Source organism: Photobacterium kagoshimensis (assembly GCF_050337045.1).
Lineage (GTDB): Bacteria > Pseudomonadota > Gammaproteobacteria > Enterobacterales > Vibrionaceae > Photobacterium > Photobacterium kagoshimensis.
The window spans coordinates 1-19,058 of the sequence record NZ_JAKJSO010000021.1 but is presented as its reverse complement, the minus strand read 5'-3'; the positions used below and the strand labels follow the sequence as shown (position 1 = coordinate 19,058).

Sequence of the window (19,058 nt, the reverse complement as noted above, 5' to 3'; positions counted from 1 at the left end):
AGAAAGAAGGAATATAAATATGGAAAGTATCCACGGGAAGTTGTCTCGGGTACGAAAGCCACGTGTTCACATTACTTATGATGTTGAAACGGAAGGGCTTACAGTTAAAAAAGAATTGGCGTTTGTTGTTGGTGTTATGGGGGACTTTGCCGGTCATAACACTGAAGATGTCAAACCATTGAAAGACCGCCGCTTTATTCAAATAGACCGTGACAACTTTGATGATGTGATGAAGCGTATGAGCCCTTCACTTAACTTTAAAGTGGACAATACGTTAGCGAATGACGGAACAGAATTGGCTGTTAATCTTGCTTTCTCTTCAATGAAAGATTTTGAGCCAGCAGCGGTTGTTAATCAGGTTGAGCCGTTGAAAAAGTTACTTGAAACGCGCAATAAACTTCGCGATTTGATGACCAAGATCGATCGTTCTGAAGATTTGGAAAATGTACTCGAATCTGTCCTTAATAATACCGAGAACCTGAATAAGTTAGCGGGTGAATTGAATCTTGGTGATGATGAAAACGCACCAGCAAAGCAACCTGAAGGAGAAGGGGCGTAATGAATATGCAAACTCAGGAGCTACTTGACCCAACAGTAGAAGAAACCAGCCAATCCTTCTTAGAACAAGCGCTTGTTGCGACTAAGCAAACCGAGTCGTCTCGTGCAGAAGAGCTGCTGCGAACGCTGACAGAGGAAGCGCTAAAAGGTACGTTAACGTGGAATAAAAATTTGACGGTTACCTTCAATGAAGCCATTAAATCAATCGACGATATTATTTCTAAGCAATTGGCTGAGATCATGCATCGTGATGAATTTCAGAAGTTGGAAGGTAGTTGGCGAGGTTTGCATCATTTAACAATGAACTCTGATACCGGCCAGACATTAAAGATCCGCATGTTCAACATGAGTAAAAAAGAACTGCATAAAGATCTTAGTAAGGCGGTGGAATTTGATCAAAGCCAAATCTTCAAAAAAGTTTATGAGGCCGAGTTTGGCATTGCGGGTGGTGAGCCTTATGGCGCCTTAGTGGGTGACTATGAATTTACTAATCACCCTGAAGATATTGAAATGTTGGGCTTAATGTCTAATGTTGCCGCCGCGGGCTTCTCGCCATTTTTGTCTGCAGCATCGCCTGGGCTATTTGGGTTTGGTGAGTGGGAAGAGTTAAACAAACCGCGTGATTTAGAGAAAGTCTTTGAATCACTGGAATACGCACAATGGCGCTCATTCCGTGAAAGCCCTGATTCACGATTTGTTACTTTAACCATGCCGCGTGTACTTTCACGTCTACCTTATGGTAAGGCCACACTGCCAACGGAAGAGTTTGGTTACGAAGAGTTCTCGATCGATGAAGAGAGCGGTTTAGCGGTAAATGTTAAGCACGAAGAGTATTGCTGGATGAATGCGGCTTATTCTCTTGCGACTAAAATGACGCACGCCTTTGCAGAATCAGGGTTCTGTACTGCGATTCGTGGTGCAGAAGGTGGCGGTAAGGTTGATTTTTTACCTGCGCATAGTTACTTGAGCCATGAAGGTGATCCAACACTGAAGTGTCCGACGGAAGTTGGTATTACCGATCGCCGTGAAGCGGAACTGGGTAAGCTAGGATTTTTACCACTATGTCACTATAAAAATACGAATTATGCCGCTTTTTTCGGGGGCCAGACTTGTCAAAAACCAACTAAATACGATACGCCGGATGCATCAGCCAATGCAGAAATATCAGCGCGTCTACCTTATATCATGGCAACGTCGCGATTTGCCCATTATTTGAAAGTAATGGCCCGCGATAAGATCGGTAGCTTCATGGAAGCTGATGATGTTGAACGTTGGTTGAACCGCTGGATTTCATCGTATGTGAATGCTTCTGAAGGCGCAGGCCAAGAAAGCCGAGCTAAGTACCCATTAGCGAGTGCAAAAGTTAAAGTGCAGGAAATTCCTGGTCAACCTGGCGCGTATAATGCTGTTGCATGGCTACGTCCATGGTTGCAAATGGAAGAGCTGACAACGTCCCTGCGATTAGTCGCAAAAATCCCAGATGTAGGTTGATATTATTAATACCTCTTGAATTTAATATATATTGTTAGCGCTGGCTAAATATATAAACAATTCACTTTGTAAATGTAATTAGAGCTGGTTGTTAACCAGCTCTAATATTTTTAAATAAGAGGCATCTTTGGTTAATCAAAAGCTTTCATTTATATCAAAAACGTTATTGTCTTCAAGTAATGCTAATCATCAAGAAGCGCATGATCTATATGCGAAGAGTCAACTTGTAGATACTTTTTTAGATACAAAGGATGATGCTTTATCGTTGAAGATGTGGCTGGATATACACAATTGCTTTAAGAAAAGAGAGTATGATAAACAATCATTAACAGCATTGTTGTTATCAACTATTGTCGCAATAGACAAAAAAATATCACAACAATTAGACCAGATTTTACATCACGAGAGTTTAAAAAAGTTAGAAGCAAGTTGGCGTGGGCTTGAGTATTTAATTGAACAAGAAAATGAATACGATACAGAGCAAAAATGTAAGGTTAAGTTATTACACCTAACTTGGAGTGAGTTGACAAGAGACAATGCGAAAGCGATTGATTTTGACCAGAGTGATTTTTTTCGGGTAATTTATAACAATGAATTTAATATGCCAGGAGGGGAACCCTTTGGCCTGTTAATTGGCGATTATAAAATTACGCATTGTTTACATGGTTACCAACATGCCAATGATATAGATACATTACGGAAAATATCACAAACTGCCGCTGCTTCTTTTGCACCATTTATCACATCGGCTGACCCCAGTTTTTTTGGCGTCGATAATTTTTCAGAATTGGCTTCTGTCGCTCAGATAGAAACACAATTTTCTCAGCCTGAGTATGCAGAGTGGCAAAGCGTGAGAGCCATGGAAGATGCTAAATTCCTAGGTATTACTTTACCCGATATCCTTTTGCGATCGCCTTATACGCCTGACGGTTCAAGACGGGAAAAATTTGCTTATCGGGAGTCGCTCTCGCATTCTGAAGATGATTACCTGTGGGGAAATGCATCTTATGCTTTTGCAGCTGTCGCGGTTCGTGCGTTTTGTGAGTCGGGTTGGTTTTCGCATATACGCGGCGTACAAGCAGGAAGATATCGCCAAGGGTTAGTGGTTAAGGTCCCGCAAAGTCATTTTTGTGTAACGCGTCGATTAAAAAAGAATAAGATATCAGTCAATTTGCAGGTCGGTGATAGACTGGAAAAACAGTTATCTGATAGTGGATTTATTCCTGTATCTTCTGTTTATGAGACTGGATTTTTATCATTTTATAGTAATTCATCTGTAAATGAATCCAAACAGTTCTCCTCAGAATCCGATGCGGTTAACGCTCGCTTAGCCTCTATGTTGCAATATATTTTATGTGTATCAAGGTTTGCGCATTATATAAAGGTAATTGGCCGTGACAAAATAGGATCATTTGAAACAGCAGATCAAATAGAGCGTTACTTTCAAAAATGGTTAATGCAGTACACGACCTCGTCTGATTCACTGTCGGAAGAAATGCGTTCTAAATACCCATTACATGAAGCTAGAATCAGTGTTAAAGAAAAAGTAGGTAATCGAGGTTGTTTCTATTCGGTCATTCACTTACGCCCTCATTTTCAGCTAGATCAAATGGTTTCTAATATTCGATTAATAACAGAACTATCACCAATATCAAATTAAAATGGATAATGTTATGGAAAGTTTAAATATTCGCTTACAGCAGGAAAGTATCAAAGATATTCTTTGTGATTATATGGATAGGCTGAAAGCGCAACCCAAAGACAGTGATTTACGCAGTAACTTTATTGAGCTGTTATGTGTCGATGGACAGCTAGAGCGTGCTGATCAACAACTTTCTCTGTTAATAAAACAATATCCAGAGTTTTTAATTGGAGGAAACAATTTACGTCAGCTTATTCATGCTGCACAAGCAAGAGTTGACTTTTTCTCGGGTAATGCCACCGCTCAATTATTAAAAGGTGACGCGCAAGAGTTTGAATGTTTAGTTGCATTAAATATTGCTCGATGCCAAAAGAAGCAGGCTGAAATTCAGCAGTTTGCTGTGCAGTTAGAATCCAATCGAACTCAATCTGGTTCTGTTATTAATCAGAAAAACGTCGAGGATTGCCGTGATTTAGACGATAGCTTAGCTGGTTACATTGAGCTCTTTGGTACCGATGGTCAGTATTATTTAGTGCCTTTTGCTGAGGTTGAACGCCTGCAATTTATGCCAGTGACTTCCCTAGTTGAACATATTTGGCGCAAAGTTAGCATTGAAGTGAATGATGGACCAAGCGGTGATGCTTTCATTCCGATGACGTATGTCGATAGTACCACGGATGCGCAAAAATTAGCCCGTGAGACCGATTGGGTTGAGCTTTCGGGTACGTCTGTTGTGGTTGGGCAAGGACAAAAAATGTGGCTGGTTGGTGATAGCGCGCTTCCTCTCGCTCAGTGTGAACTCATGGAAAAAGTCGCTTAATGTTTTTTGAGATACGCAATCATGCATGTGCCGTTAAAACCATCACTGTTAGATAATCTAATCGATGAAGCCCCAGAAACTGCCACTGAGCAGCCCATTGCTTATAGTTTACAAGCGCTTAAAAATAGCGTTCGGCGTGATATCGAACTGTTATTGAACTCGCGTCGCTCTTGGCTGACTTGGCCTAAGCGTTTAACTGAGCTAGACACTTCAGTCATGAATTATGGCTTACCTGATTTCTCATCAATACCTTTTAGTGGTAGTGATGGCCGTAGCTATTTGTGTCGAATTGTTGAAGATACGATCACTCGGTTTGAACCTAGATTTGATGCTGTTTTTGTTTCTGTTTTAGAGGAAGGCGCACCTGAAGATCGTGTTTTACGATTGCGTATTCAGGCGATATTTCGCGTTGGGACTGAACAAGAAGAGCTTGTTTTTGATTCTGAGGTTGAGCCTGTGAGCTTAGGGATCAAGGTTGAGGAGTCATGAGATGAGTGATGATTTGCTGAAATATTATAACCGCGAACTGGCCTATATGCGGAAAATGGGCGCGGAATATGCGGAAAAGCACCCTAAAATTGCAGGGCGTTTACGCTTAAGTGATAGTCAGATTGAAGATCCGCACGCGTCACGAATGATGGAAGGTTTTGCGTTATTAACAGCGCAAATTAGGCGTAATTTAGATGATAGTTACCCACAATTAACCGAAGCACTTATCGGCCAACTTTATCCTGATTATCACGCGACGATCCCGTCAATGAGTGTGATTCAAATGTCGGCGAAAGATAACGTGAGTGTTGGCTTTACGGTGGGCAAAGGTGAGCCCGTCGAGCTGGTGGCAGATCATTTCAAGCGCTGTCATTTTCAAACCTGTTCCTCTACGCAATTATGGCCTTTTGATTTAAGCCAAGTTAGCTTTGAGAATGCTCCGTTTCATGCACCTGAACCTCATTTTAACCGAGCCGCTCGTTCGGTACTTAAATTACAGCTAACGGGGACGGATGGCGAACACCGTTTAAGTCATTATGATTTTTCATCATTAAGGCTGCACTTAGGTGGCTTACCACATATCAGCCATCAGCTTTATTTGTATCTGTTACGTTACGCTGTTGGCATCGCGATTGTTCCGAAAGCGCATCCTCAAAATGTAAAGTACATCAGTGCAAAGCATATTAAAGCGGCAGGGTTTGAAGAGCAGCAGGCTGTGATTCCATATCGTCAGCAGAGTTTTTCTGGTTATCGACTCTTGGTCGAATATTTCTTATTGCCAGAGAAGTTTTTATTTATTGATTTGGTCGAGCTTGAATCAACTTGGTTTGGTGATGATGACGAGGCTGAAGTCTACATTTACTTTGATGAGCCATCGGATCTTATGGTGAAGCAACTAGCAAAAGAGAACGTATTGCTAGGCTGTATACCCGTTATCAATTTGTTTGAAAAGCAGGTTGAACCGATAGCGCTCGATCACGTGAGCCATGAATACCCGATAGTACCGTCGTATAACCAATCTGAAGCCAATGAAGTGATCAGTGTTGAACGTGTCACCGCATACAATTGGCATAACACTGAAGTTGAAGTGATGCCATTTTATGGTGGTGAACACCCGAACTACCTGTCTGATAGTGAGCTGTATTGGAGTATTCGTCGAGAAGATGTGAACTGGGCGGGAGGCTTTGATGAACCCGGACGTGAAACCTTTATTTCTATTGTCGATCGCTATTCAAAACACTTAGACCCAGATGAAAAGGATCGATGGAGTTTAAAAATAGAGACGCTGTGTAGTAATCGAAATTTAGCCTCCCGCTTACCATTTGGCGGTGGTCAACCTAAAGTATTTTTAACACAGCAAGGTGATGTGTTTGAGCGGGTGCGTTGCCTATTTCCCCCCACAGAACCTATTCGACCTCGGTTACACGATAGTACTCGTTGGCAGTTAGCTAAACTATTGACGCTAAATAGCTTTACCGAGGGCAATAGCCTAGCAACATTGAAAGAAACATTAAGGCTATATGATTTTAAAGCCTCTCCCCAAACCAAAGTATTGATCGACGCCATTGTGGGATTAAAAGTGACACCGGCCACTGCGCGAGTGAATCAAAATGGCCGTGTGGGGTTTTGTCATGGCTCTGATATTGACCTTACTTTTTCTATCAGTGATGTACAAGAACCCATGATCTTTTTGTTCAGTAATGTACTCGCACATTTTTTTGCACAATATGCTGCGGTTAATAGCTTTACGCGTTTACGGGTATGGTTACAAGGCCAAGAGCAAGCATTTCATGAGTGGCCTGCAACGGCGGGTGGGAAGGTGTTGCTGTGAGCAATGATTTTGATCTTACAAAGTTTCAAGGCCAAGACCTGTATGAGGTTGTGTATGCTTTATATTGCCATTATATCCGCTCAAACGGCCACTTTGAGTTAGGAACTGATGCCTTTATTGATGATGAAACGATACGGTTTGTTGCGTCACAACATCTTGGATTTGCAGCAAACGAAGTTTCTATTCGGCCAAATAAGGTGGATAAGCATCTAACACTAGAAGTGAGCTCTTTTGGCCTTACCGGCGTTTCAGGCGTGCTTCCTCATCATTATACGGAATTGATTTTGCAACGCATGAAACATAAAGATTATGCGCTAAGAGACTTTCTGGATTTATTTAATCACCGACTGATTTCGTTGTATTACCGAGCTTGGGAAAAGTACCAGTACGCGGTTCATCACCAACGCTACCTATGGGGCCAACCAACAGATATTCATCAAGCTCTTTATTCCCTCACAGGTGCTAGCGAGGATAACGATATTTACTGGGGGGGCTTGCTGGCGAAAACGGTACGAAATGCCGCATCTTTGAAAGCGATCCTCTCCCAAACCTTGAAATGTGATGTAGATATTGATGAATTTGTTGGCCGCTGGATCCCGTTACAAGCGAACGAACAAACAGCGCTTTGTTCACGTGCCGAACCTGAAGGACTTCATGCTCAATTAGGACAAACGACGGTTTTAGGAAAACAGGTGTGGAATGTGAATGCGGCTATTCGAATTATTCTTCATGTAAATGAGGCGCAGTTAACACGCCGACTCATTCAAAAAAGTGACTTAATGACACGCCTTAATCATCTCGCTCGGCACTTTGTACCTCAATCCACGCAGGTTGATTGGGAAGTACAAACACATTACGTCGATTTGCCACAAGCCTCTCTTGGGAATGAAACCCAACTAGGATTGAGTGCCATGCTTGGGATGCCATCTTTGCTTGCAGCAGAGTCTGTAAAAATTTCAATTAACTAGTATTAGCCAAAGGTAATTTATGTCGACAATGACATTGAAGTCGTTAGTGGAAAAACTCACACCTGACGCAAAAAGGACACTAGAATCAAGTGCCGCATTAGCCAATTCTCGAACTCATGCAAGCGTAGAAGTATTGCACTGGTTGTGCTGTATTTTGGATTCAAAATCAAGTGACTATCAAGCCATCAGCCAATTTTTTGATATTGATGATGCAAAGCTAAAAAATGACTTGTTAGTCAGACTTGAGCGCCTGCAAACGGGGTGTGAAGATGCGCCTGGGTTAGCCATCCATACCGTCAGTTTACTTCGACAAGCGTGGCTTGCTGCAACGATTGAATTTGGCGATGACAGCCTTGGTATTGTCCATCTATTCTATGCACTCTCATCAGATGAGGGGTTGTCGTCTTTTGTTAGCTTATACAGTGACGAAATTACAAAAATAGACCCAACTAAGTTATTGCACGTTTGGCCAGAATTAAATAAAAACATAACCAGCGCAACAGCGTCTGTCAGTTCGTCGACCTCGCAGCCTGCACTTGAACAATTTACCATTGATCTTACCGAACAAGCTCGATGTGGCGAGATTGATCCTATTGTGGGGCGAGATAATGAAATTCGTCAGATGATCGATATTTTATCACGCCGCCGTCAAAATAATCCGATATTGACGGGCGAAGCGGGCGTTGGCAAAACCGCTGTTGTAGAAGGCTTGGCGTTACGCATCGCTGCGGAAGATGTGCCTGATAGCTTAAAAGGTGTGATCATCCGTTCACTTGATCTTGCTTTGCTTCAAGCCGGTGCGGGGATGAAAGGTGAATTTGAGAACAGGCTGAAATCTGTTATTCAAGAAGTGAAATCTTCACCAGTGCCGATCATTATTTTTATTGATGAAGCACATGCTATGGTTGGAAGTGGGGGGCAAGCAGGGCAAAGTGATGCCGCTAATATCTTAAAACCCGCCCTTGCCCGTGGTGAATTGCGTACCATTGCGGCAACGACTTGGGCCGAATATAAAAAGTACTTTGAAAAAGATGCAGCTCTTGCTCGCCGTTTTCAAGTTGTGAAGGTTGAAGAGCCAACTGAAGAGTTAGCTGTCGTTATGTTGCGCGGTTTATTACCTGTTATGGAGAAACATCACGGGGTCAATATTACTGATCACGCCTTGCAAGCGGCGGTTAAATTGTCGAATCGCTATATCAGTGGTAGACAACTACCCGACAAAGCGGTGGGTTTATTGGATACAGCTTGCGCTCGTGTCGCGATGAGTCAAGCAACCATGCCGGCCAAAGTCGAGCGATTACAAAAAGCGCTTGAGCAAAAGTTGGTTGAAATTAACCAGTTGGAAAAAGAACAAATAACTGGGTCATCGCACCATGCTCACGTCGCTGAGCTTAAGCGACTGTATGATGAAAAAGAAACAGAGCTGCATGTTTATCGAAATCATTGGCAGCATGAAAAATCACAAGTAGAACAAGCACGTACATTGATGGACGCACTGCTTGAAGGCAATGAACAAGTACAGACCCATGACGAGTTAGTTGAGATTAAGCAGTCTTTAGCGGTTAATGATGAGCCTATGGTGTTTTTTGAGGTTGATGAACACTTAATTGCTGAAGTGGTCGCTGATTGGACGGGAATACCTGTTGGTCGTATGCAGTCCGATGAGATCGAACAAATATTGTCGCTTGAACAGCAATTAAAACAACGTGTTATCGGGCAAGATCATGCGCTTAATCACCTTGCTGAGGTAGTGAAAATTTCACGCGCTAACCTCAATGATGAAAATAAGCCCAATGGGGTCTTTTTGTTGGCTGGCCCTAGCGGTGTTGGTAAAACTGAGTCCGCGTTGGCCCTTGCTGAGCAGATTTATGGCAGTGAAGCGCATATCACCACAATCAACATGTCTGAATATAAAGAAGAACACAAAGTTTCATTGTTATTGGGTTCTCCTCCGGGTTATGTCGGATTTGGTGAAGGTGGCGTGCTTACAGAGGCCGTGAGACGGAAACCTTATAGTGTGGTTCTGCTTGATGAAATAGAAAAAGCCCACCCAGGTGTCCAAGATATTTTTTATCAAGTGTTTGATAAAGGCACGATTAAAGATGGCGAAGGGCGAGATATCGATTTTAAAAATACCATTATTATTTTGACGTCGAATATTGGCACAGACTTGATCATGCAACTTTGTGAAGATCCTGAGATGATGCCAAGTCCGGAAGGGTTAGCGGGAGCATTGCAAGATGAACTGTTGAAAGCATTCAAGCCAGCCTTTATTGGCCGAATGAATGTGATTCCATTTTTTCCATTAACATCCGATGTATTAAAAGAAATTGCCAAGCTACAGTTAAATCGATTAGTAAAAAGATTTGAACAAAATTATGGTGCTTGTTTTAGATATACTGATGAAGTCATCAAATATTTAATTGATTTGTCTCATGAACCTAATGCAGGTGCTCGTATAATTCAGCAAAATATACAGAAAGCATTATTGCCACTATTATCAACCGCTATATTAAATAGGCTTTCTATCAATAGCCCTATTGATAGTATTCTTCTTAATATTGAAGATGATAAATTCACCGTAGATATAGAATAAATAACATGCTTTATCATATGGTTTTGTGAACCATTTTCAAAAAAGCGGAAATGGAAATTGCGCAATTTACAATATATGTAATTATCCACCCGTCAATTTAATTACCTGACCTTAATCGGTTATTTATAGTTACTACTATCATTAAAGGGATAGTAGTAACTTTAATTCGAACATGATTAATTTAACGCAAAAACAAATGAATGCTAATAGGAGATTTGCATGCAAGCGAATACTTACCTGAAATATGGTGATATTAAAGGCGAAGCAACAGCTGAAGCTTATAAAGATATGATTACTCTTCTTTCTGTTGATTGGAGTGTTGGTCGTGAAATCACTTCATTTACAGGTACTGCACAAGACCGTGAAGCTAGTTCTGCTCGTTTATATGATATGACGATCACTAAGCTCCAAGACTCTGCATCTACTGCACTATTTAAAGAAGCAACAATTGGAATGGGTGTTCCCGCTGTATTCCACATGACCAAGCAGGGTAAAGATGGTGTCGAAGACATTATGAATATCACGCTTACAGATGCAATGATTTCATCATATGCAGTGTCGGTACAAGATGATCGCCCAATTGAAACTATTACTATTTCTTATACAGAAATGGAAATGAATGTAATGCCATCAGACGATACGAACAAGAAAGGTGACACCTTACGTTACGCATACAGCGGCACAAAAGGTCAGTCAATGTAATATCTGTGGGGTGGTTTACCACCCCATAGTTAATATGGTTAATAGTTTATATGCAGAAAACATCACAAGAAAAAAACAGTATTAAAATATCCACATTGCTTGGAGAAGATACATTAATATTAACAAGCTTTGACTATAACGAGTCTTTTTCTGAATTATATTCATTAAAAGCTAACGCATTTGCTAATGGGGTATTAATTGATAGAGATTCACTGATAGGATCTAAGGTAACGATAGAATTTAAATATAATGTTGATAAGCAGGCTGTCACGCGCTACTTCAACGGTATTGTTGCACAGCTAGACTGTGTAGGTAGCCGTGTTCCTGATAGCGCTGATGGTAAGTTATATCAAGATTATATTTTAACGATTCGCCCTGATTTTTACTTGGCCAGTTTTAAAAATCACTACAAAATTTATCAAGAAAAAACGCTTGAAGAAATTGTCAGCGATGTCTTGGGTCGGCACTCTATTGCTTTTAGGGATGACAGAACGAAGTCATACCCTATTTATGGCTATAAAGTGCAGTACCATGAAACGGATTTAGATTTTGTACTGCGCTTATTACAAGATGAAGGGATATTTTTCTTTTTTGAGCATAGCGAAGACTCACATCAACTGGTGTTAGCCGATTCCATAGAGAGCTACACACAATGTGAAGAAGCCAATGTTAGTCATATGACGGGGTCATACAATGAACCGCATATCCACCATTGGACCACTGGATTACAACTGGCTGTTGGATCAAGTGCTGTCTCTGGATTTAGTGTCGAAAGTCCGAGTAATCCCCCTTCTGCGATGCATAGTCAATGTACGCCAGGGATAACACCTCCTGAAAGTGAGCTTTACCAGTATCAGGCTGAGTCAGGGTTTAATCCAAGGGTTGATTTTTGTAGTGGCAATATCCTTGAAGCACTGCAGCGCGATAGTTTGTCGTGCAATGGTTCTAGCAACTGTCGTTCTTTTACTGTCGGTAAAACCTTTACTTTTTCAGAGCATGAAGATCCAGTGCAAGTAGGCAAGAGTTACGTTATTACTCAGCTACACCTGCATGTTGCCATCCATTCTCAGATGGGCTCGCAGAAAGAAGCGCAGCAAGTTATTCATAATCAGTTTAGTTGTGTGCCTGATACCGTTGCCTACCGCCCGCATAACATTATCACTAAGCCAAGAATACATGGTGTCCAAACTGCGATTGTTTCAGGTAAGGAAGGTGAAGAGGTTTATCTGGACGAACTTGGTCGCGTTAAAGTGAAATTCCATTGGGATCGTGAAGGTGAATATCACGAGAATAGTTCGTGTTGGATCCGTGTTGCTCAGGCATGGGCCGGAGCGGGGTGGGGGAGTTTCTTCACGCCTCGAGTAGGGCAAGAGGTTCTTGTTGATTTTGTTAATGGCGATCCAGAGCAACCTGTCATTTGTGGGTCGCTTTATAACGCCAGCCAAGTCCCCCCCTATACGCGCGGCGCTGTTAATGGCATTCGAACCCGATCATTGGAAGGCAAAGGTAAGAACTTCAGTGAAATACGGTTTGATGATACCAAAGACAATGAGCATTTAGCGATTCATGCTGAGAAGGATCATTTCGTCACTGTTGAAAATGATCACCTTGAACAGGTCGAAAACAATCACCAGCTGGTAGTTAAAAACGATCGAATGCTCGTTGTTGAAAATAATCAGCAATTAACGGTAAAGAATGATCATATTATTGATGTGAAAAATAACCAATCGAATAAAGCAGGAAAACAAATTGTTATAGAAGCGGGGAGTGAGATAACGCTCAAATCAGGCTCTGCATCTATTACCTTGTCGAGTGGTGGTGATATCAGTATTCAAGGCTCCAATATTAATATAAATGGGCAAGCAATTACCTTAAAAGCAGGACAAATTGCACTCAATTAACTGTTTACAACGCAATAAACAGTAGGGGGCTTTAGCTGATAGAAAACAAAATAAAGTTCGTTAGTGCTAAGGCTTAGTTTTATTTGATACATAGTGTTGGTTAGGTTGTTATGCCGTTATTGTTATCGCCATTAGTGCTCAAAGTTGGTACAGAATCAGATAAAGGGAAATTATTTGGCTGTGAGAATATAGTACCAAAATGGGTTGAGTCAGACTCTTATACAGGGCGAGCGCATTTAACTATTTCTGACCTATCACTAAATTATATAACACGGCTAACTTACCTCTTTAAGGCATGTGCGGGTTGTTTTCCTGAAGATTGGCAATCACTTCCTATTATTTTTTTAACCCCAGCATTTAGTTCAAAAGAGCATACAAAGGTACTTTTTAATTCTTATTGTAAAGCCCTTCCTTTGCTTTCTGAGCATAAACAGCTCTTCTTTTATCCTTATGGTCGTGCGGCCAGCTTACTTGCGATTAAACAAATAGAACAGCTACTCTCAGGCAATAATACCTCTCGAGTTTTAATTGTTGGTGTAGATAGCCATCATAAGTTATGTCCAACTTCTCAGGAGGCTTGCGATAGCCATTATGAAGAATCGCATATCACTGCCTGCGATAGTATGGCTGTCATTCAGGTTGAATTTTCAGAACAAGGCTTAGTGACTCATTGGCATGGAAAGTCTGCACAAGCGAAAGTGAACGAAAAAGGGCAGGGTGTCGCTAATTTATTTTATATGCTTAATAAGCAATCTGATCTCTCTATTGATGCTATCCACCTTCCATTAAATAACACGACGAAAATGGCTAATGAGTGGCTTGAGCAACTCCCAGGTATTGCATCTTTATTAAGTAGCGAACTTAAATGCTTGTTTAATGGTATTCGTGTAGGAGACTTGGGTACAACAATGGGGATTTTTAATTTACTGCACACTCAAAGCTTGTACCAAAATGGTGAGTTAGAAACTGATCAAGCAATATTGCAATTGGATCTTTCTGATGGCTTGTACCAAAGTGCAGTATTATTTGGCTGGCAAAACGAAATAAGTGATGCAGCATAATGAGTTTGATTGTAGGTATTAAACTCAAGGCTATTGATGGTCTCGTCTATCATTTTGTAAGCAATCCTCAGCAGCAAGATAACCCTGATGCTGTTACTTTGGATTACCCTTCTTCAGCTCACTTGTTATTGAAGATGTTTGAGCCTCTCTATGATGGTGTTCATGGCCGAGACTTATTGTCTGTTGCTGAGTTAGTGGAGCCTGTATTAGCTCGACGAGCTCGATTAGAAGCATCTGCTTATAAAACAGAAATTTTTCAAGTGCTAAGCCATGCGTTAATGAACAAACGTTTGTCTTGTTTAAGGATGCCAGAGACAAAACCTGTTATCGCGCATGAAGAACAACCCATAGTGCCAGCGGTCGAAAATCAGACCTCACTTCCTAAAGCAGGCCAAGTCTCCCAACCTACAGAGGGCGTTGGGAAAGATGCCGTTCGAAGCGACATCCCGGCTGTCCCTTTGAGTGAAACGGCGTTTTGTGGGGATCCTGTTTCTATGGTGACGGGTGAAGAAGTTCTCTTACTGACGGATGTGACTATAACTGGCGGTCACTCGCTGGAATGGGGGCGTATTTATCGTTCTGGGCAATGTGATATCGATGTCGGTATGGGCTTTGGCTGGCGAAGCGTATATCAATACGAACTTGCCAAAATAGCGGTAAAGGCAGGGGAAGAAACGACTCACCAGTGGTGCTTTACGGATAATGAAGGCAGTACGCTTCACTTTGATACAGTAGAGATCGGCGCTGTTAGCTATCAGGTGCGGGCAGGGGCTAGCTTGTATCACCATCCGGAGAACTATCATTTATTGCGCTTGAAAGATGGTCGCCAACTGCGCTTTAGCTGGCTTTATGGCGCTTGGCGGATGGATAAGCTTCGCATAAGCCAAACCGTTCAATATGGTTTTCAGTATTCCATTGCTGGAAGAATGACAGGCATTGATATTAACGGCTATCTCGCTTTGGTGCTTAGGTATGATCGCAGTGGCCATCTGATTTCAGTTGAAGTTCCTCAAGTATCAAAAAATGATCCGATCGTTGTACTCGCTTCTTATCAATATGATGAAAGTGGCCATCAAGTATCAGCAACAAATCGTCATCAACAAACTGAGCGTTATCAATATCGCGATGATCATTTATTGACTTGCCGAACGCGTGCTTCTGGATTTAGCCATTACTTTGAATGGCTAGGTCAAGGCTGCGATGCTAAATGTCGCGCGCAATCTGGCGATAATGGTAATTATCACTACCAGTTTGATTATGACGCACTCAGCAAGGTTACTGTGAGTACCGATAGCCGCGGTCATCAGTGGCAGTATAGGCATAACGAACAAGGCTTACTGATAGAGAAAGTGAGCCCTAAAGGTGCGCGTTGGCAATATCGTTATAATCCACTAGGCCTGAAAGTTGCCGAGGAAACACCGAATCGTGGTGTTACTCATTATCGCTACAATCACCAAGGGCTATTAGCCGAATTAGAAGCCCCTAATGGCGAGCTAACCACTTTTCGTTATAACCGCTTCGGGCAATGTGTCGAACAAAAGAACGCGTTGGGGCTGGTAACATCCCATCGATTCAATAGCCTTGGGCTGCTTCTTGCTACCTGTCACCCTGATGGGCGAGAAGATGAATATCACTATGATCATCAAGGTCGCTTGGTTAAACATCATTCGGCAAGCGGTGAGTTATTTCACTATTGGTGGAATGCGAACGGCTTGCTTGATGCTGTAAAAGTGAATAACGCCCTTACACGCTATAGCTATGATAACGCCAGTGAAATAAATGGTATTGCCTATCCTGATGGACAGGTTATTGCCCTTCAACGCGATGGTAGTGGCAATATCATCAAAACGAGCCAATACCATCCCGATTCTGATGAACCTGCGGTCACTCAGTCGTATGAATATGATCAAGCGGGTCGGCTTATCAGCTCTACCGATCCTATTGGCCGTACATTGCGTGTTGTCTGGGGCGGGTTATCTCAACCAGAAATGGTTGTTCAAGCTGATGGTAGCCATATTGCCTATCAGTATGATGCAGAAAGAAATTTAGTCGGGATCAAACGAGGTGATGGCTGTTGCTACCAACTTGAATGGGATGAAGAAGAACGTTTGAGTCGTACAGTCGGCTTTGATGGACGCGATCAACACTACCGCTACGATGAGAACGGAGAGTTAATCGCACTCCAAGAAGCCGACAGAAATGTTCGTATACAGCGAGATATTGTTGGGCGTGTGACGACTATGTTTGCCGTGTCTGCAAGCGGGACACGAGACAGCATTCAGTTCCACTATGATGATGCTAATCGCCTCATTAATGCCAATACAGCGACAAGAAAATTACGTCAAGAGTGGCTGTTGCATTCGCATCCTGTTGCTATTTGGCAAGATCATCATCAGTTTCAATATGGTTTTAACCGCCAAGGGTTACGTCAGCAGTTAGTACTGGCGGATAACCAAAATATCACCTATCAGTATGACGCTAATCAGCAACTGAGTCAGATCGTCCTAAATGGTGACATGATCCTCGATATATCGCGTGATGATCAAGGCAGGGAGTGCCAACGCCAGCAAGGAAATGGGCTCAATCTGGATACTCACTATGACGAACAAGGCCGCTTGTCTCATCAGCAATGGAATACGCCATTAAGCGATAAAAAAAGTAGCCACGACCGCCATTATTTTTACGACCAAGCCAGTCAACTTACTCGTATCCATGATCGTCACTTAGGTGAACAAGCCTTTAGTTTTGATGCATTAAATCAACTGCAATCACACCGTGTTGGCTTAGATATTCATCGTTATCAGTTTGATAGCTTTGGTAATCCGGTGTCTGAATCAAGTGTGGTCGAGCAAGATCGACTATTGGCGCATAAGGATACTGCGTTTAATTATGATCGCTACGGTAACCAGATCCTCTCGCGTTCCCAGAGTGCGACCCAGCATCGCCAATTCAATGGGCTGAATCAACTTGTTCAAGTTAACCATCAAGGCCGAACAAGTTTTTATGAATACGATGCGCAAGGGCGTCGCAGCCGTAAAGTAACCGAGCAAGAAACGGTTGATTTTCTGTGGGATGGTGATCAGCTCATTGGCGAATATCAGCAAGGTCAGTACCGCTGGTATATCTATGCACCGAATGATTTCACCCCACTGGCTTTGATTGACAACGGTGAAGTCTACTACTTCCATACCGATCACCAAGGCACACCCCTGGCGATTACCGATAGTTGCGGAGAAACGGTATGGCAAGCCAATTACCGTACCTTTGGCTTTGCTGATATCACCATAGAAAAAATCAAAAATCCGCTGCGCTACCAAGGGCAGTATTTTGATGACGAGTCAGGTCTGCACTATAACCGCTTTCGTTACTATGATCCGATCACGGGTCGCTTTATCCACCAAGATCCGATTGGCTTATTGGGGGGAATAAATCACTATCGTTATGCGCCCAATCCCGTGCAATGGGTCGATCCATTGGGGTTGAGTTGTAAGGAGGGGATCTCAGCAGAGCATCAAGCATGGCTCATGGAGCAATTTGGTGATCAAAGTATCAAGCCAGTTACATTATTGCCTGTTGAGTGGATGGTCGAAGAAGTTGCTGATTTAACCCGTATTTTAACTGAAATGTATAAGACTGGCCCAACATTAGCCGGTAGCGCTGCTTTAGCTGTATCTTTGGTGCCGGGGAAAATGGCAGATAAAGCCTTAACGCCGGCGGTTAAAAAGCTAGATGGTGTGGGGAATACAGCTGCTTATGCAGCAAAAAAAGCCAGTAAAGCCAAAGCGCTTAAAGTAATGAAAAAATACACCCCTCCTTGTTTTAAGCCGGGTAAGGCGCTGAAAAAACGCTTTAAAAATAACCCCAAAAAGCTAGAAAAAGAGTTTTATAAACAGTTAAAAGACCAGCAAGACGGCATTAATAAGATGGCGGTGGGTAAATATTTAGAAAACAGAGAAACTTTGACGGGATTAGTCAAAGAGTATGGGCATAAAAAAGCACGAAAAATACTCACCAATGGCGGTGCAGCTCAGGTAGACGCAAGAAAAGACTTAATAGATAAAATAATAGAGTCAGCCTCAGAAAGTTACCGTAACCAAGGGATGTCTACCCGAGTAGCAGAAAAACTAGCAGCAGAAAAAGCGGAAAAAACACTGAAAGAGTTAGCCGCATTGCACGACCCAGACATGATAGCAGGGGGTGATGATAAAATTCGCCGATTAGGCAATAAAAATGTGAACTCTTCTTTGGGCTCGCAGTGGGCAAAAGAGAGTCGTGTCAGTAATATAGACAAAGCGGCTAAACAGGCAATGGCTAATTCAGGTGCTGACACAAAAATGAACATTGAATTAACTCGATGTAAACAAAGGAAAGTATAATGAATAATAATTTTGAGCTTGATGAAGATTTCGAGTACTTTTTAGAAAAGTTTGGCGAGCCTTTTACCAGTATCCCTTGCTCGCCAGCCACAATAGCAAAATTTAAAGATAAATTACCTGATAGGCTACTTGAATATTGGCAAGCATATGGTTTTTGTGGTTTTAAGCAGGGGTTATTCTGGATAGTTAATCCGGCAGACTATGAAGATACCCTAGATGAATGGCTAGAGCACACCGACATACCTGATAATGACATTTACCATGTTATTGCGCGTAATGCTTTTGGTGATCTGTTTTTATGGGGCGAAGAAACAGGCTACAAATATAAAACAACAACTCGGCGAGGTTGGCTCATTGAGAAGGATGGCAAGCCGCGTAAGCAACATCATATTGCCATTGAAAGATTTTTTGGTTTTGCTCGCGTAGACTGCCACGACATAACCAGTGAGTCAGGCAAGCCTTTATTTAATGCTTGTATTAAAAAACATGGCGCACTAGGTAGCGATGAAATGTTTGGCTTTGCGCCCAGTTTAATTGTTGGTGGTGAAAGTGAGCTAGCAAACCTTAGCAAAGTTAATATTTTTGTACATCTCTCTATTTTAGCGCAGTTCGGTCAAATAGAG

13 protein-coding genes are annotated in these 19,058 nt (G+C 42.2%); all 13 read left to right on the top strand.

The features are described from left to right. Positions 1-19: 19 nt before the first annotated feature. A complete protein-coding gene (gene tssB / locus L4C35_RS18675; protein ID WP_428464313.1) occupies positions 20-559 on the top strand; it encodes a type VI secretion system contractile sheath small subunit in 540 nt (179 codons plus the stop codon). Beyond that, positions 559-2,049 carry a type VI secretion system contractile sheath large subunit gene (gene tssC, locus L4C35_RS18670; RefSeq protein WP_428464312.1) on the top strand — a complete coding sequence of 497 codons (1,491 nt, stop codon included), beginning with the start codon at positions 559-561 and terminating at the stop codon, positions 2,047-2,049. The genes tssB and tssC (L4C35_RS18670) overlap by 1 nt, the downstream gene beginning before the upstream one ends. Before the next feature lie 127 nt (positions 2,050-2,176). Next, positions 2,177-3,709, top strand: coding sequence for a type VI secretion system contractile sheath large subunit (gene tssC / locus L4C35_RS18665; RefSeq protein ID WP_428464311.1), 1,533 nt, complete (start codon positions 2,177-2,179; stop codon positions 3,707-3,709). A 13-nt stretch (positions 3,710-3,722) separates the two neighbouring features. Beyond that, on the top strand, positions 3,723-4,511 hold the full coding sequence (locus tag L4C35_RS18660; RefSeq protein WP_428464310.1) for a type VI secretion system accessory protein TagJ: 789 nt from the start codon (positions 3,723-3,725) through the stop codon (positions 4,509-4,511). Between the two features lie 21 nt (positions 4,512-4,532). Beyond that, positions 4,533-5,000, top strand: a complete 468-nt coding sequence (tssE, locus tag L4C35_RS18655) for a type VI secretion system baseplate subunit TssE (RefSeq protein WP_428464309.1) — start codon at positions 4,533-4,535, stop codon at positions 4,998-5,000. Position 5,001: 1 nt separating this feature from the next. Continuing rightward, positions 5,002-6,831: a type VI secretion system baseplate subunit TssF gene (gene tssF, locus L4C35_RS18650; RefSeq protein WP_428464308.1), complete on the top strand. Its 1,830-nt coding sequence runs from the start codon at positions 5,002-5,004 to the stop codon at positions 6,829-6,831. After that, positions 6,828-7,799: a type VI secretion system baseplate subunit TssG gene (gene tssG, locus L4C35_RS18645; RefSeq protein WP_428464307.1), complete on the top strand. Its 972-nt coding sequence runs from the start codon at positions 6,828-6,830 to the stop codon at positions 7,797-7,799. Before tssF ends, tssG begins: the two co-directional genes overlap by 4 nt. Before the next feature lie 19 nt (positions 7,800-7,818). Continuing rightward, positions 7,819-10,395: a type VI secretion system ATPase TssH gene (gene tssH, locus L4C35_RS18640; protein ID WP_428464306.1), complete on the top strand. Its 2,577-nt coding sequence runs from the start codon at positions 7,819-7,821 to the stop codon at positions 10,393-10,395. Positions 10,396-10,614: 219 nt separating this feature from the next. Then, positions 10,615-11,097, top strand: coding sequence for an Hcp family type VI secretion system effector (locus tag L4C35_RS18635; RefSeq protein ID WP_428464305.1), 483 nt, complete (start codon positions 10,615-10,617; stop codon positions 11,095-11,097). Between the two features lie 50 nt (positions 11,098-11,147). After that, positions 11,148-12,998, top strand: coding sequence for a type VI secretion system tip protein TssI/VgrG (tssI, locus tag L4C35_RS18630; protein WP_428464304.1), 1,851 nt, complete (start codon positions 11,148-11,150; stop codon positions 12,996-12,998). Positions 12,999-13,108: 110 nt separating this feature from the next. Then, a complete protein-coding gene (locus L4C35_RS18625; RefSeq protein ID WP_428464303.1) occupies positions 13,109-14,059 on the top strand; it encodes a hypothetical protein in 951 nt (316 codons plus the stop codon). Then, positions 14,059-18,435, top strand: a complete 4,377-nt coding sequence (locus L4C35_RS18620) for a polymorphic toxin type 15 domain-containing protein (RefSeq protein ID WP_428464302.1) — start codon at positions 14,059-14,061, stop codon at positions 18,433-18,435. The genes L4C35_RS18625 and L4C35_RS18620 overlap by 1 nt, the downstream gene beginning before the upstream one ends. After that, a partial coding sequence (locus tag L4C35_RS18615; RefSeq protein ID WP_428464301.1) for a GAD-like domain-containing protein occupies positions 18,435-19,058 on the top strand: 624 nt, incomplete at its 3' end. The genes L4C35_RS18620 and L4C35_RS18615, both read left to right, overlap by 1 nt.